Genomic DNA, 15,954 nt, shown 5'->3' with positions numbered 1-15,954 from the left:
ACTCGCTGACCTACCTCAACACCAGCGATAACCCGTCGGGCCTGGCCCGCACTGTCACCATCATCACCAATGACGGGATCGCCAACAGCGTGGCCGTGACAGATACGATCAATGTGACGCCGGTCAACGACGCGCCCGTGGTCGTCGCTGGTCATGCGCTGAACTACACGGAAAACCAGGCTGCCACCGCGATCGACAGCGCCATTACCGTGTCCGACGTCGACAACGCCAATCTTGCCTCGGCGACGGTGCAGATCACCGGCAATTACGTCAACGGCCAGGATGTGCTGGGCTTTACCAACCAGAACGGCATCACCGGATCGTTCAACGCGGCGACCGGGACGCTCACCTTGACCGGTTCATCCAGCGTCGCGAACTACCAGACCGCGTTGGACTCGCTGACCTACCTCAACACCAGCGATAACCCGTCGGGCCTGGCCCGCACTGTCACCATCATCACCAATGACGGGGCCGCCAACAGCGCGGCCGTGACCGATACGATCAATGTGACGCCGGTCAACGACGCGCCCGTGGGCGTCAACGACACCGGCTCGGCCACTGAGGCGGGCGGCACCAACAATGGCACCGCGGGCTCTAACGCTGCCGGCAATGTGCTGGCCAACGATACCGACGTCGACAACACAAACGCATCACTGGTGGTATCGGCGGTCCGCACCGGGGCGGTCGAAGGCTCCGGCTCGGTCGGCACGCTGGGCTCCGGCCTGGTGGGCGCACACGGCACGCTGACGCTCAACGCCAACGGCTCCTACACCTATCTTGTGAATGACAGCGACTCGGCAGTGCAGGCGCTCAACAGCGGCCAGACCATTACCGACAGCTTCAATTATACTGTCAAGGACCCGGGCAATCTCACCGACACCGCGGTGCTCACGGTCACCATCAACGGCGCCAACGATGCGCCGGTGGGGGTGAACGACAGCGGCTCGGCCACCGAGAAGGGCGGCACGGCCAACGGATCTGGCGGCTCGAATGCGATCGGCAACGTCATCACCAATGACACCGATGTCGACAACGGCAGCCTGACGGTCAGTGCGATCCGCACGGGCGGCACCGAAGGTGCCGGCACGGCGGGCTCGCTGGGCGTCGGCCTGGTGGGCGCGCACGGCACGCTGACGATTGCGGCCAATGGCGGCTACACGTACGTGGTGAACGAGAATGACGCGGCGGTGCAGGCGCTCAACACCGGCGGCACGATCACCGACAGCTTCAACTACACGGTGAGCGACGGCAGCCTGATCGACACGGCGGTGCTGACGGTGACCATCAACGGCGCCAACGACGCGCCGGTCGGCGTGGAGGACAGCGGTTCGGCCACCGAGAAGGGCGGCACGGCCAACGGGTCTGGCGGCTCGAATGCGACCGGCAACGTCATCACCAATGACACCGATGTCGACAACGGCAGCCTGACGGTCGGTGCAATCCGCACCGGCGGCACCGAAGGCGCAGGCACGGCGGGCTCGCTCGGCGTCGGCCTGGTGGGCGCGCACGGCACGCTGACGATCGCGGCCAATGGCAGCTACACCTACGTGGTGAACGAGAACGACTCCGCGGTGCAGGCACTCAACAGCGGCAGCACGGTCACCGACAGCTTCAACTACACGGTCAGCGACGGCAGCCTGACCGACACGGCGGTGCTGACGGTCACCATCAACGGCGCAAACGACGCGCCGGTGATTGCTAATGCGGGTAATACGATCGGCTACACCGAGCAGGCCGCCGCGGTGACGATAGATTCGGCGCTGACGGTTACAGATGTCGACAACACTAGCCTGGCGAACGCAACGGTCACGATCTCGAACGGCTTCCAGACAGGTGACGTGCTGGCGGCAACGACGACGGGAACCAGCATCACGGCAAGCTACAATGCAGGGACCCATGTACTGACGCTGAGCGGCAGTGATACGCTAGCACACTACCAGCAGGTGCTTGACTCGGTCACGTTCGCCAATACGACCAACGACAATCCAACTAACTTTGGCGCTAATACGAGCCGCACCATCAGCTGGGTGGCGAACGATGGCGCTCTCAACAGCAATACCGGTAGCAGCACAATTAACATCACAGGGGTCAATGACGCGCCGGTGGTAGATTTGAATTCAGGTACGGGTGGCAACGACAACACCGTGAGCTATCCGACAGGTACCTCGCAGCTATTGATTGCGTCATCGGCGACGATCGTTGATGCTGACTCGGCAAATCTAACCTCAATGACCGTCACTCTGACGAACCAACAAGACGGGGCCACCAGAGAGACGCTGTCGCTGAACGCGGCTGCGATAACGGCGGCATCCGGATTAACGGTAAGCTACACAAGTTCAACCGGAGTGCTTTTGGTATCCGGCTCGGCCAGTGTGGCAACTTACCAAACCATCCTAGACGGAATCCAATATACCGATACAAAACCTGGGTCCCATAACACCACCGATCGAATCGTAACGGTGGTGGTAAATGACGGCGCAGCCAATAGCGTCTCTCACAGTGTTACGATTCATGTTGCGGCGCCAGCAGGCGTCGCGGGATCACCCATCAATCTTGCCCTTGATGAGCCATCGTCGGATCACGTTGGTCCTACAATGGCAACAATTGCTGGGGTTCCGGCGGGCTGGGCCTTGAGCGAGGGTACCAATAACGGCGATGGAAGCTGGACGGTACTGAGCAATGATGTAACCGCGCTAACGGTCACGTCGCCGAGCACATTCACCGGTGCGTTGGTACTCCAAGTAACAGAGATCTGGATTAATCCGGACGGCAGCACCGGAAGCGCATCCATCGCTGACAACGTCGAGGTGTATGCGCAAGGCTCGCCTATTTTCGCGCTGTCGGGCAGCGACAATCTGACCGGCTCCAGCGGCCACGACTTGTTCGTGTTCTCGCAGCCGATCGGGCATGACGTGATCTATAGCTTCGACGCCCCGTCGGATCAGGTCGATCTGATCGGTTATGCCGACTTTGCCGGCTTTGGCGACATCCAGTCGCACATGGCCAACGATGCTGCCGGCAATGCGGTGATCACGCTCGGCGATGGCCAGTCCATCACGCTAAATGGGGTTGACGCCGCGTCGCTTTCCGCAAGCGACTTCGTCTTCGATCAAACGCCGATTACGGAAAACACCGGCCACATGGTGATCAGTGATGGCGCGATCCTGCCGCTCTCCGGCACCATCGACAACATCGGCACGATCGAGTTGAACTCGACCGGAAGCGAGACCGATCTCGAACTGATCGAGCACGGCATCACGCTGCAGGGCCACGGGCAGGTCATCCTGTCCGACAGCAGTGAGAACGTGATCACCGGGACGGTTTCCGACGTCACGCTGACGAACGTGGACAACACGATCTCCGGTGCCGGCCACCTCGGGGATGGGGTGATGGTGCTGGTCAATGAAGGCACGATCATCGCCACCGGCACCAATGCACTCGACATCGATACCGGATCTAACGCCGTCACCAACCCCGGCACGCTCGAGGCAACCGGAACCGGTGGACTGGAGGTCCACAGCGACCTCATCAACACCGGCGTGCTGTGGGCCAATGGCGGCAACGTCACAATCGATGGCAATGTCAGCGGTAACGGAATGGCTCAGATTAGCGGTTCGGCCACACTCGAATTCGGAGCGGCCTCATCTGCGAATGTAGCGCTTGATGCCCAAGCGACCGGCACAATCGTGCTCCATGACTCCTTCGACTTTAGCGGGGTCGTGTCCGGATTTAACGGGGATGACCACCTGGATCTCCTCGATGTGGCATTCGGGGCCGGCACGACCGCGAGCTATGTCGCAAATCAGGTCGGTACGGGAGGAACCCTGTCGGTGACCGACGGAGTCCATACCGCCAATATTACCCTGTTGGGCCAGTACGACCCCGCGGGCTTCCAAACAGAGGCAGACAAGAACACGGGAACGCTCATCAGCTACCACGACCATCTGGCCTGATGCGCTGCGAGGAAATGGGCCGGGGCGAATGTTGCGGCCCCGACTTTGAAGAAGAGGGGCGGATGTTCCGCTGATCTGTGTGAGTACTCCGTTCAAAAGACCCGACGAACTCCGGCGGCTGCTGCAAAGCTGCCGGGGCTATTTCGTCACTGCCGCGATCTTCAGCTTGGCGATCAATCTGCTTTACCTGGCCGGACCGCTCTACATGCTGCAGGTCTATGACCGGGTGATCTCAAGCGCCAGCGAGATCACGCTGCTGATGCTCACGATCGCGCTGTTGATGGCGTTTCTGGCGCTGGCAGGGCTGGATGCCGTACGTGCCCGCGTGCTGACCCGCGCCAGCATTCGCCTCGACCAGACGATCGCGGCGCGCGTGATGACGGCGATCATTCATCGCTCCGCTGGCGCCGGCGGCGCGCGCAGCCAGCTGCTGCGCGATTTCGACACCTTCCGCCAGTTCGTCACCGGCATGGGGATCCATGCGATCTTCGATCTGCCCTGGGCGCCGATCTACATTACCGTGATTTTTGTGCTGCACCCGTTCCTGGGGGCGTTCGCATTGGGCTGCTCCATCCTGCTGATTCTTATGGCCCTGTTTAACGAGTGGCGGGTCAAGCTGCCGTTGACGGAGGCCGGCGAGGCGGCTTCCCGGAGCTATAGCTTTACCGAGATGAGCCTGCGCAATACCGAAGTGGTGCGGGCGATGGGCATGACCGAAGGGCTGCTGAGGCGTTGGGCCCGCGATCGCACCCGCATGCTTGAGCGGCAGGTCTCTGCGAGCGATCGCGCCGCCACCATGCAGAGCATCATCCGTTTTCTGCGGCTTGCCATGCAGTCGATGATACTTGGCCTCGGCGCCTATCTCGTGATCGAGCGACTTGCAACCGTCGGCGCCATGTTCGCCGCGAGCATTCTGCTCGGAAGAGCCCTGCAGCCGGTAGAGCAGATCGTCGGATCCTGGCGCAATCTTGTATCTGCTCGTGGAGCATTCCTGCGCATCCGCGAGCTCTTGAAAGCCGATCCCCAACGGGAGGTCGGTTTGACGCTGCCGCGCCCGCAGGGCCGACTCTCGGTCGAGGGGCTCTCCTATGTGCCGCCGTTTGGTTCGAAGCCCATCCTGCGCGGGGTATCGTTCGCAATCGAGCCGGGCGAAGTACTGGGCATCATTGGTCCTTCGGGCGCCGGGAAATCCACGCTTTCGCGTCATCTGGTCGGTGTGCTTGCGCCATCTGCTGGCGCGGTGCGACTGGACGGGGCGGACGTCTCGAGCTGGATCAAGACGTCACTCGGCCAGCATATCGGTTATCTCCCCCAGGATATTGAGCTGTTTGCTGACACTGTTGCCGTCAACATCAGCCGATTCCAGGAGGGCGAAGACAGGGAGGTGATTCTGGCGGCGCGGATGGCGGACGTGCACGAGATGATCCTGCGCCTGCCGGATGGCTATGATACGCAGGTGGGAGAAGGCGGCGCCATACTCTCGGGCGGTTATCGTCAGCGTATTGGTCTTGCCCGCGCCATCTTCGCCAATCCGAGCCTTCTCGTGCTCGACGAGCCGAGCTCCAATCTCGACGCCGAAGGAGACGCCGCGCTCGCCGATTGCATTCTTCAACTCAAGAAGCGCGGCACGACGGTGGTGATTATCTCCCATCGGCCGGCCACCATCGGCGTGGCTGACAAGATCCTGGTGCTGCGTGAAGGCGTCGTCGAGATGTTCGGACCGCGCGCCGAGATCCTGGCCCGTCTGACGAGGCCCGTACCGATCCACACGGTCCGCGAGACGACGGGTTAGGACATGGTCATGGCGCTGATGGAGTTTACAAGCCGGTCGAAACCACGCGCATTGGCGCCGAGCTTGACGATTGATCAACTCAGGAGCGGTGCACCGAGCGACTCGATTCGTCGCGTAGCACTCGCGGGATGGCTGATCATCGCCATCTTTTTCGGCGGATTCGGCACCTGGGCGCTGACGGCACCACTCAACGGCGCCGTGGTTGCAAATGCTATCGTAAAGGTCGACGGCAACCGCAAGAGCGTTCAGCACCTCGATGGCGGCATTGTCAGGGAACTGCATGTCCGAGAAGGGGAGCGGGTGCTGGCAGGCGATCTCCTGATCGTTCTGGACGATACGCAGGTCCGTGCCGAGTATGAGGTGCTCACACAGCAATATGCCGTGCTTCGTGCAACGGAAGTACGGCTCCTGACGGAGCTCGATCATGGATCCGAGCTGGCCATGCCGGCCGATTTGAGGGCGCGCTCTGATGACCGCTACTTTAAGAGCGTATGGACCGGTCAGCTCAATCAGTTCGACAGTCGGCGAGCATCGCTTGACGGGCAACGAAGCGTCATTCGCGAGAAGATCAACCAGCTTGGGTCACAGATTGTGGGCGCCGAGGCACAGGTCAAGGCCTTCACCGATCAGATCAACTCGGTCCGCAACGAGGCAAAGGATCTTGCGCCGTTGGTCGAACGGGGCCTGATTGCGCGTCCGCGAATTCTCCAGCTGGAGCGGACGGCGTACGGTTTGGAAGGCCAGATCGCCGATACAAAAGCTAGTATCGCGAAGGCCCGCCAGGCCATCGCCGAGCAGGAGCAGCAGATCGCCCAACTCGATAATGATCGGATGACAGATGTCACCAAGGACTTGCGTGACACGCAGGCCAGATTGCTCGAGGTCATTCCGAAGGCGCTGAGTGCAAAGTCGGTCCTGGGTCGCATGGAAATTCGGGCGCCCTATACCGGCCGGGTGGTGGGATTGACCGTGTTCGCCGTCGGCGGCGTCATCCAGCGCGGCGACAAGATCCTCGACATCGTACCGGCCGAGGACGCACTCACCATCGAAGCCCAGGTTGCGGTGGAGGACATCAGCGACGTACATCCCAATATGCGCGCCGAAGTCCATCTCACCGCCTACAAGCAGCGGATCGTCCCGATCATTCACGGCGACGTCATTCAGGTTTCGGCTGACCGCCTCACTGATCCCAAGACAAATGCGCCGTACTACACGGCCTTTGTCCGGATTGATCAAGGTGAGTTGGCGGACATGCCGAACATTCGCCTGTATCCTGGGATGCCGGCAACCGTTATGATCCCAACCGTTCAGCGAACTGCGTTTGATTACATCGTCGGGCCGCTCGCAATGTCATTCAATCAGTCGTTTCGGCAGAAATGAAGGAGAGAAGGCAAGTGATAGAAGAGGCATTAGCAACGGCGCCGATCCGCGTAGGGAGGGACACATGCCTCATCCCGAAAGCCAAGCTCGCTCATCCACACAAATGGCGGCGAAAACCAAAGGGCGAACGAGAGGCGCGCTATGAAAGGTATAATGTTTTTAGAGCCATCGACAGCGCTTACCGCGTGGGCAACCTCAACGTTTGTTGATGGGGCCGGCGCATCCCTTCGGGTTTCCGAAATAGTCCGCATCCCGTGATCTCGGCTTGACCGAATTTCCGCTCGAGTAATGTGATCTATTGGAGTCCGCTCCATTTCATCGGGACGTTGCTGGATCGCGGCTGCAATAAATATCGTGATGGTCCGGTTTTCCCTCGCTGATCGCCAGATTTCCACCTTGCGTGCGGATCGAATGGACCTTCTGCGCCTGTTGCTCGCGCTAGGTGCCGACGCGCAGCAACGCGGATTGAGCGACTGGACGCCGCCGCATTACGCTGTAAGTCTTGATGACGGCGACGCAGTCGAGCCTCTGTTTGAAAACGGCCCAGACGTCGAGGCGCGAATCCGAATTGATGATTGCGTCAGGCCAGTGCAACTGACGGGATCATGCGGCTGCAAGGCAGCGATCAGTGCGATCGGAATCTTCGGAGGGATCACCTCGCCCGTCGTGGACAGACGTGTTGCGTCGCGCGTACGCACGTCGCGAAATCTGCTCCCTGCGCGCTGGCCTGGTCGCAGAATCGCTCGATCATATGTGGGTGGATCGACAGGTTGATGCAGCGCCATAGCTGATCATCATCGAGATTAAAAATTTCCGAATAATCAAATTATACCATTAGTCACCCGTACTATTCCGGTGAATTTTACCGACTCTCAGCCGGCGCTCTGCCTGGGATTCGATCGGGGGAGCAGCTATCATCTTTGTATTACAACGTTTTTGCCGTTTTTGATTTTCATGACGGCTCGTTTCGTGTCTGGTTAATTAAAAATAACACATTATATATTAAATGTTGACGATAATAAACGTTTAATGGATAGTTTATCGCTGGCGGGGCCGGACATAAATCCGCGGCCGCTGGAAAGTTGCCGAGGTGTCTGCAAATTCATCTTGAAAGAAGGGATTCTTCCAATGCTGCGTTATTTCATCAAGACCACGGAAGCCTTGAAGCGTCTGCGCACGGACCAGGACGGCGTCGTGTCGTTCGAGTACATCATCGTCGCGGCTTGCATCATCGGCGCAGTGGCTGCGGCGTTCGGTACCGGAGCTACGGGTGCCATCGGGACGGCACTGTCCGGCGGGATCAGCGCTATCGTCACCAAGTTCAATGCGGCCGTGTAATACGGCTATCTGACTAGGAGGGGGGCATCGGAATGTGCCTCCCGGTTCAGTTACACCCCGGTAGCAGCACCGCAATGACTGCCAGGGTTAGCAGTTGTGGTTCAGTCGAGAGAAGGAGTGTTCCATGTTGAAATATTACAATAGGACCACGGAAGCCCTGAAGAACCTGCGCACGGATCAGGACGGCGTGGTGTCGTTCGAGTACATTATCGTCGCGGCTTGTATCATCGGCGCAGTGGCTGCGGCGTTCGGTACGGGAGCTACTGGTGCCATCGGGACGGCGCTGTCTGGCGGGATCTCCGCTATCGTCACCACTTTCAATGCGGCCGTGTAATACGGCTATCTGACGCCGGAGGGGCATACGGAGTGCGCCCTCCGCTTCTTAATGTCTTCATGTGACCCACTTTAAGTTTGTTGATGTGTCCTCGCTTTTTGAGGCGTGCGTTTGATGAGCTGGATTGTTGCGATAACTTCGTTTCTCGAAATCCTGTTGTTGCTCTATGTCGCAACGATCGATGTCGCGACACGATTGATCCGAAATGAGATCTGTCTGGTGCTGGCGCTCCTCGGGATTGTCAGCCAACTTGCCGTCCCGATGCAACTCGTCGAATCAGTGATCGCCGCGACGATCCTGTTCCTGCTGCTGTTTATGATTTACCAGTGGGGATGGATCGGCGGCGGCGACGTCAAGTTGCTGGTCGCGTTGGCGATCGGTCTCCCGCTGACCGGCGTGATTCAGTTGCTGACTGTGACCGCGCTGGCGGGCGGCGTTCTTGCCCTGGTGCATCTGGTCATGCGCCTCCTGCCATATCCCAACCTGGCGCCCGCCGGATCCTCGCTCGCCCGCCGCGTCTACGCCATAGAGCGTTGGCGCCACTTGCGACATGCGCCGCTGCCCTACGGGGTTGCCATCGCGTGCGGGGGAATCTGGACCGTTTTGAGCAAAGGACTTTGACATGTCATCCGCTTTGCGTCTCTCGATCATCATGGTGTTCTTCTTCGCGGCGGTCGCGCTCGGGCTCATCGCCTACAACATGAACCTGCCGAAAGCACAGGCCCCGGTCGCAGTCACGGAGAACACTCCGCCGCCGCCGCCTCCGACTGTCGGATACTTTGTCGCGGTACACCCGCTGCCGAGAGGGACGCTGGCCCGCGACGAAGATTTCAACATACGAGCGGTGTCGCCGGACAGCGTTCCGGCGGGGGCAATCCTCGATACGCCCGATGCCAGGATCGGACTTCGCGGATCCCTGGTTCGTAACTTCCTCGACACCGGCGCGCCCGTTACATCAAAGGACGTACTGCGTCCGCGCGAACGGGGTTTCCTCGCCAGCGTCCTGGCGCCGGATAGCCGCGCCATCAGCATCAACGTTGACGCCGCGTCCGGTGTCTCGGGCCTGATCTCGCCGGGTGACTATGTGGATGTCGTGTTGACCCAGCAGCCGACGGCGCCAACAGGCGAGAAGCAAGATCCGGATCACCACCATGGCGCGCTGAGCGAAACCGTTGCTCATAATGTTCGAATTGTCGCGATTGACCAGGAGATCGTGCAAGGCGGCTCGGCCAGCAACTCCACGGCTGGCAAGGTCGCGCGCACCGTATCGCTGCAGCTTGCGCCCGAGCAGGTCAAGAAAATCGTCATCGCCGCACAGCTCGGAAAGCTTTCCCTGGCCGTACGGTCAGCGGTCGATCGACAGGATACAGGGGAGACGGACGCGACGGTCGTGATCTATTCACGCAATAACAGCACGAAATACTCGGTCAGGAAAGACGATGCGGGGAATACGCGCACGGCGTTGGTTGGCGATGCGTCGCCGGCAATTGCTCCGTCAGCGTCGGTCGCGTCGGCCGTGTCGTCGCGTCAGTAAGGGGAGGCAGTGGTGATCGCTAACATAGCAGTAGTCAGTCCGCCTGAAGAAGCTGCGTCTGTTGTAACGCGCAACCGGATCGTCTGTTTCGTCAATGACGAGCTTAGCGCAGCGGCTCTGCGCAAAGGCCTCGAGGGTAGCAATTTATCGATCAGGCGCGGCACGATCCGTCATGCCATACGGATGCTCGAAACCGACACCGAGCTATCCGCGTTGGTGGCGGACATCAGTGGAATCGATGATCCATTTTCCGAACTGGAAAGGTTGGCCGCCGTCTGCCCACCCGATGTCCGGGTGGCTCTGATCGGCGAGAGCAGGGAGATAACCTTCTACCGCGAGCTCATGGAAATCGGTTTGAGCGAGTACCTTCCGAGGCCGCTCACGCGCGATCTGGTGTTGCACCAGCTACGTCCGAAACTGCTTGGCGACGTGGCGCCCGGTGCGGCCGATCGTGGCGGGCATGTGATCTCGATCTGCGGCGCTCAGGGGGGCGCCGGCGCAACGAGCATCGCGATCAATCTCGCGCTGCAGCTGGCCGAGACCACCAAGGCCAAGGTCGCGCTGCTCGACCTTCATCTACAAAACGGCGAAACAGCCGTGATGCTGGGTGTTCGGCCTGGGCCAGGGCTGCGCATCGCTCTGGAAAACCCGATGCGGGCGGATACGTTGTTCCTCGAACGCGCGGCGATTGATATCAACGAACGAGTTTGCCTGATTTCCGCCGATGAGGAGTTGGACGCGCAGCTCGACATCACTGAAGCGGGAGTGAGACACGTGTTGGGTCTGCTCCGTCAACGGTTCAACTACATCGTTGTCGATATACCAGTCCCGTTTCCGCCATCCATCCATCCGGTGATCACTCTTTCCCGGCACGTGCTGGTGCTGCTGGAAGCGGAGGTGACCGGACTTCGCAATGCCCGTGCACTCCGCACTGCCGTCACCAACATCGCCGGTAAGGATCGCGTGTTTACTTTGCTCAATCGTGCCGATCGTCCCGGCGGCCTTCCCAGGGCGACGATTGTCAAGGCCCTGGGCGCAGAACCCGACATGGTGATTCCCGATCTCGGGAAGGGGATGACCCAGGCGGTCAATCTCGGAATTCCGGCTCTCAAGCACGTACGAGGATTGCGACGTCACCTCGTCCCAATTGTCCGGGAGATCGCAGGCGTCGGTGCCGAACGGAAGGGATGGTTGAGGAGGCTGCTCGGGTGACGAAAAAATTTGGTAGGCGCGAAGACGACACGCCAGCTCGTTTGCCTGCATTGCCACTAAGCTTGGCTGCATTGGCGCCGAGCATGCCTGCTCCGAGCTCGCCTGCAGCTGCGCCAAGGCACGACGAACCTTCTACCCAGCGGCCGGCGATGCCGGCTTTGCTGCGTGAACGGGTCATAGAGCAGATTGAGCCATCGGTGGCCGCAACGGTTTCGCGTGATGTTCTTCGGCGGCAGATTGAGGAAATCATCCATGGAATCGCCAACGAGGAGCGGCTCGAACTGTCAGGTCGCGAGCAGTTTCAGCTAGCGGACGAGATTGCGGACGACATGACCGGCTACGGGCCGCTCCGTCCGCTTCTGCTGGATCAATCAATCAACGATATCATGGTCAACGGACCGAGTAACGTTTACGTCGAGCGACACGGCAAACTGGAACGGATCGCGGTACGATTCCGCGACAATGATCACATCGCATCCGTAGCACAGAAGATTGCAGCGCAAGTCGGCCGGCGCGTCGACGAATCCAGTCCGATGGTGGATTGCCGTCTGCCGGACGGCAGCCGGGTCAACATCATCTTCCCGCCGCTAGCGATCCACAGCCCCTGCATCTCCATCCGAAAATTCCCAAGCCGCCGTTTAGACATGGCCGGGATGATCCAGAACGGGTCAATGACCGCGGCCATGGGACAATTGCTGGAGATTGCCGGTCGGTCCCGGCTCAATATTCTGGTCTCTGGCGGTACCGGTTCCGGCAAGACGACGCTGTTGAACGCCATGAGCCAATTCATTGATCACAGCGAACGCATCGTCACCATTGAGGATGCGGCGGAGTTGCAGCTTCAACAGCCGCACGTGATCAGCCTGGAGACCCGGCCTCCCAGCCTCGAAGGCACAGGGCAGGTGACACAACGCGATCTGGTGTGGAACGCCCTGCGCATGCGTCCCGACCGAATCGTCGTCGGCGAGGTGCGCGGCGCCGAAGCGTTTGACATGCTGCAAGCGATGAACACCGGCCATGATGGTTCGATCTCCACGGTGCATGCCAACAGCGCCCGCGACGCACTGACCCGCATCGAAAACATGGTGCAGATGGGGCAGCCAAATCTGCCGCTGCGGGCGATCAGATCTCAGATCGTGGCTGCGCTGGATATCGTCGTGCAAGTAGAACGCATGCGGGATGGACAGCGTCGCGTTATCCAGATCAGCGAGGTGATCGGGATGGAAGGCGAGGTGATCACCACCAACGACATCGCGGCATTCGAGTACGAACACGAGGATATTCACGGACGGATATCGGGCACCTACAGGTCCACCAACGCAGTCCCAAAATTCAAAAGCCGTCTTTCCTATTACGGGCTTGATCGAGCCTGGGCCGAAGCCATGAGGCAGCTGTAATGCCGGAGTTCCTGACCACAATTGACCTGGTGTTCCTGGTCGGCGCGGCAGCCGTTGCGCTGTGGCTCGACGCGGCACAGCGACGCATGGATCGGCAGGTAGCAAAAGCTCTGCCGGTTTCAGATACGGCGACAATGCCCTCCATTCGTCGTTTGGAGGCCGGGTCCCGATGGTCGTTTCTCTTCCGCCTGATCGATTACAAGCCCGGGATCGCCTATGTCTGGCACCCCGCGTATGTGCTGCTTGCCGGCGTGATCGCGGCGGCAGCAATCCTATATGCCAATAGCGTGCTGCAATTCTCCAACGTCTATGCGTATCCGGCGGCGGCAATTGTAGGGCTCCTGATGGTGCGGGGCCTGTTCGGCTGGCAACGACGTCGTCTCGCCAATCAACTGTTTCGACAGCTGCCCGACACGATCCAGCTGGTGACAAGTACCGTTCGATCCGGGCTGCCCGTGACCGAAGCATTTCGCACGATCGCGCGCGAGATGCCGCAACCGACGGCCGGACAGTTTGCCATCGTATGCACCGAGGTGAGTCTGGGAAGACCTCCCGAGGAGGCTGTCGAAGCCATCTACCGGCGAACGCAAGTGACGGAGTATGGGATCTTTGCGGTCACACTTGCGGTGCAGCTGAAGGCAGGTGGCAGTTTGACCGAAACCTTGCAGACACTGGGAGATACGGTGCGGCAGCGCGTCGCGCTGGCTGCTCGCGCGAAGGCGCTGGCCGGCGAGGTGATCTTTTCCTCACGCGCGCTTTCGCTATCGCCCGTTGTGGTGGGTGGATTGCTATACTTGATCAATCCGCAAACAGTCGATCTGCTGATCTACGATCCGACGGGAAACAGGCTTCTGGCTTACGCCGCAGCCTCGGTGATTATCGGGTCCCTTGTGATCCGCTGGATGGTCAGAAGGGAAACAGAACTATGATCCTTGGTCTCAGTCTGGTGGCCCTTGCCATAGCGCTCGCGACCGTCACCGGGGTCCTGATGATCCATGAGCTACACATTCGTGCGTTGAACGTGCGGGTGTCAAACGCCGTGCTCGGCGTTCCCAGTCGGTCGGCGCCGTTCAGGGATGTGACCGGCTGGCTTTCGTCACTCGGTATGCGGTATCGGCGCTTCTACTCCGCGGAAAATCTGGACCAGCTCCGGACGATCGTTCAATCGTCGGGTTTGAATCCTCATCGCACAATGTCGATCTGGATCGGCCTCAAAACCGTGAGCATGTTCCTGTTTCCGATCACTGCCTTGCTCGTTGGGCAGCTTTTCGGCAAGCCGCTGACCGATGTGCTGGTCTTCAGTCTCATCGGCGTGGTGATCGGCATCATGGGGCCGCGGTTGATCCTTTTGGTGCTGAGGCGGCGCTTCAATGCCGCCATCCGGCTAGGCACGCCCGACATGATCGACTTGCTGGTTGTGTGCAGCGAAGCGGGAATGGGTCTGGAGAGCGCGCTGGAACGCGTGGCGGACGAAATGAACCAGACCAATCCTGCCATGGCCCGGGTCCTGTACGGACTTCTTGATGATCTCAGGATACTGCCAAATCGCAGCGAGGCTTTCGAGAAGCTGGCATCGACCTCGGAGGGCCTTCGCCGGTTCGGCACCATGGTCAGCCAAAGCCTGCAATACGGCACGCCGCTGGCCCAGGCTCTGCGCAGTATCGCGATCGACCTCCGGCGTGAACGTATCACCAATTTGGAGGAACGGGCACACAAGCTGGGCGCCAAGCTGACCATTCCGATGGTGTTGTTCATGCTTCCCGCGATGTTCATTATACTAGGCGGAAGTCCGTTTCTGCACCTGATCCGTACATTCTCCAGCTTCGGGATGTAGTAAGCCATGAGCACGGTTGCCCTGTCGAAAAACTGGTCTTACGAGCGGATGATGCAGCTGCTCGGCAGCATGTGGTTCATGTTGCTGGCACTCTGTGCCGCCATCAGAGTTGGGTCATTGACCGATCCCTGGCCATCGCTTGTGTCAAGTTTTTGCCTTGCCATCTTCTACATGCTCGTGGCGGTGTTGATCATGACCAGGCCACCGGCGAAGGCGCGCGCAGATGGGGTGCTGCCTGGAATAGCCGCATTCGTCGGCTCCTATTTGCCATGGACGATCACCTTCTTCGGCAAAACCGAGCAGGCGTTGCCAAATTTGGTGGCCACCGCTTGCGTGCTGATCGGCATGATCATGATGCTTGTCACCATCCGACACCTGGGGCGGTCGTTCAGCCTGGTGCCACAGGCGCGTTCAGTGGTGCAAAGTGGTCCCTATCGGTGGATCAAGCATCCGCTCTACCTCGCAGAAGAGATCGCGATTCTGGGTGTCGTGCTGCAATATCTGACACCGCTCACGGTGATCGTACTGGTCCTGCATATCGACGTTCAGGTCTGCCGAATTCTCTACGAGGAAGACCTGCTTCGGCGCACTTGCCCGGAGTATTCCAGTTACGAAGCGACGCGTTGGAGATTGGTCCCTTATGTTTGGTGAGCGGCCATGCGTGGCCGAATTGTCATGGACATCGTTCAAATTGCTCGTGCTCGGAGCAGGCATCGGGACCTGGTAAGTGTCCCTCAAGGCGGGCGCGTGCGCCGTCGAAAGTCCTTCGTCGCGGATCGGCGCGGCGCCGCCGCGTTTGAAATGCTGATTGTTTTCCTTTTCCTCGGTGTGAGCCTGCTTCTGCCGCTCGCCGACGTTGCGGCCGCCGGCTTTCAGTTTGTATCCGCTTGGGAGGCGGTGCGCGCCTTCGGGCAGAGGATCCAGTACGACCCGCCACCGGACGTTACGAACTGGGCGAGCTGGAAGTCGGCACTCCCGACGTCGGTTGCTGGTTATCCCATCAACAATCTCCAGGTCCTCTGCGGTGATACGATGACTGCCTGCACCGCAGCCAACTCTGGTTCGCCCAAGTACTATTCATACACGACGACCGTCACCGTGGCGCCCATCATCCTGACCACGGTGTTGTGCGCGAATTCCTGTTCATACACACTGCCTTACTCGCAACGATTTCAATAGG

13 protein-coding genes are annotated in these 15,954 nt (G+C 59.9%); all 13 read left to right on the top strand.

Translation table 11 applies throughout. The annotated features are described in order from the left end of the window. Window positions 1-3,953 (top strand): beta strand repeat-containing protein (locus AC0L3A_RS08110; protein WP_473254037.1); only part of this gene is annotated, 3,953 nt, incomplete at its 5' end. 79 nt (window positions 3,954-4,032) lie between these two features. Continuing rightward, a complete protein-coding gene (locus AC0L3A_RS08105; protein ID WP_473254036.1) occupies window positions 4,033-5,745 on the top strand; it encodes a type I secretion system permease/ATPase in 1,713 nt (570 codons plus the stop codon). Between the two features lie 9 nt (window positions 5,746-5,754). Further along, window positions 5,755-7,125 carry an HlyD family type I secretion periplasmic adaptor subunit gene (locus AC0L3A_RS08100; protein ID WP_354127794.1) on the top strand — a complete coding sequence of 457 codons (1,371 nt, stop codon included), beginning with the start codon at window positions 5,755-5,757 and terminating at the stop codon, window positions 7,123-7,125. Window positions 7,126-8,253: 1,128 nt separating this feature from the next. Further along, window positions 8,254-8,463, top strand: coding sequence for a Flp family type IVb pilin (locus AC0L3A_RS08095; protein WP_473254034.1), 210 nt, complete (start codon window positions 8,254-8,256; stop codon window positions 8,461-8,463). Between the two features lie 124 nt (window positions 8,464-8,587). Then, the gene (locus AC0L3A_RS08090; RefSeq protein WP_247474748.1) at window positions 8,588-8,797 is read left to right on the top strand and encodes a Flp family type IVb pilin; all 210 of its coding nucleotides are present in this window, start codon (window positions 8,588-8,590) and stop codon (window positions 8,795-8,797) included. 114 nt (window positions 8,798-8,911) lie between these two features. Beyond that, window positions 8,912-9,418, top strand: coding sequence for an A24 family peptidase (locus AC0L3A_RS08085; protein ID WP_473254032.1), 507 nt, complete (start codon window positions 8,912-8,914; stop codon window positions 9,416-9,418). 1 nt (window position 9,419) lies between these two features. After that, window positions 9,420-10,331 (top strand): Flp pilus assembly protein CpaB, encoded by a 912-nt coding sequence (gene cpaB / locus AC0L3A_RS08080; protein WP_473254030.1) that lies wholly within the window; start codon window positions 9,420-9,422, stop codon window positions 10,329-10,331. Window positions 10,332-10,343: 12 nt separating this feature from the next. Then, a complete protein-coding gene (locus AC0L3A_RS08075) occupies window positions 10,344-11,543 on the top strand; it encodes a CpaE/TadZ family protein (RefSeq protein ID WP_473254029.1) in 1,200 nt (399 codons plus the stop codon). 149 nt (window positions 11,544-11,692) lie between these two features. Further along, window positions 11,693-12,940: a CpaF family protein gene (locus AC0L3A_RS08070; protein ID WP_473254069.1), complete on the top strand. Its 1,248-nt coding sequence runs from the start codon at window positions 11,693-11,695 to the stop codon at window positions 12,938-12,940. Next, complete coding sequence (locus tag AC0L3A_RS08065; RefSeq protein WP_247474744.1) at window positions 12,940-13,869, top strand: type II secretion system F family protein; 930 nt, start codon at window positions 12,940-12,942, stop codon at window positions 13,867-13,869. The genes AC0L3A_RS08070 and AC0L3A_RS08065 overlap by 1 nt, the downstream gene beginning before the upstream one ends. Beyond that, the gene (locus AC0L3A_RS08060) at window positions 13,866-14,774 is read left to right on the top strand and encodes a type II secretion system F family protein (RefSeq protein ID WP_473254028.1); all 909 of its coding nucleotides are present in this window, start codon (window positions 13,866-13,868) and stop codon (window positions 14,772-14,774) included. Before AC0L3A_RS08065 ends, AC0L3A_RS08060 begins: the two co-directional genes overlap by 4 nt. A 6-nt stretch (window positions 14,775-14,780) precedes the next feature. After that, window positions 14,781-15,425, top strand: a complete 645-nt coding sequence (locus AC0L3A_RS08055) for a methyltransferase family protein (protein ID WP_473254027.1) — start codon at window positions 14,781-14,783, stop codon at window positions 15,423-15,425. A 24-nt stretch (window positions 15,426-15,449) separates the two neighbouring features. Continuing rightward, a complete protein-coding gene (locus AC0L3A_RS08050) occupies window positions 15,450-15,953 on the top strand; it encodes a hypothetical protein (RefSeq protein ID WP_473254025.1) in 504 nt (167 codons plus the stop codon). Window position 15,954: the final 1 nt, after the last annotated feature.

This window comes from Bradyrhizobium sp. MI1.3, assembly GCF_055811695.1.
Note: the sequence above shows the minus strand (reverse complement) of the source record. Positions and strands in the feature narration are given on the sequence as shown.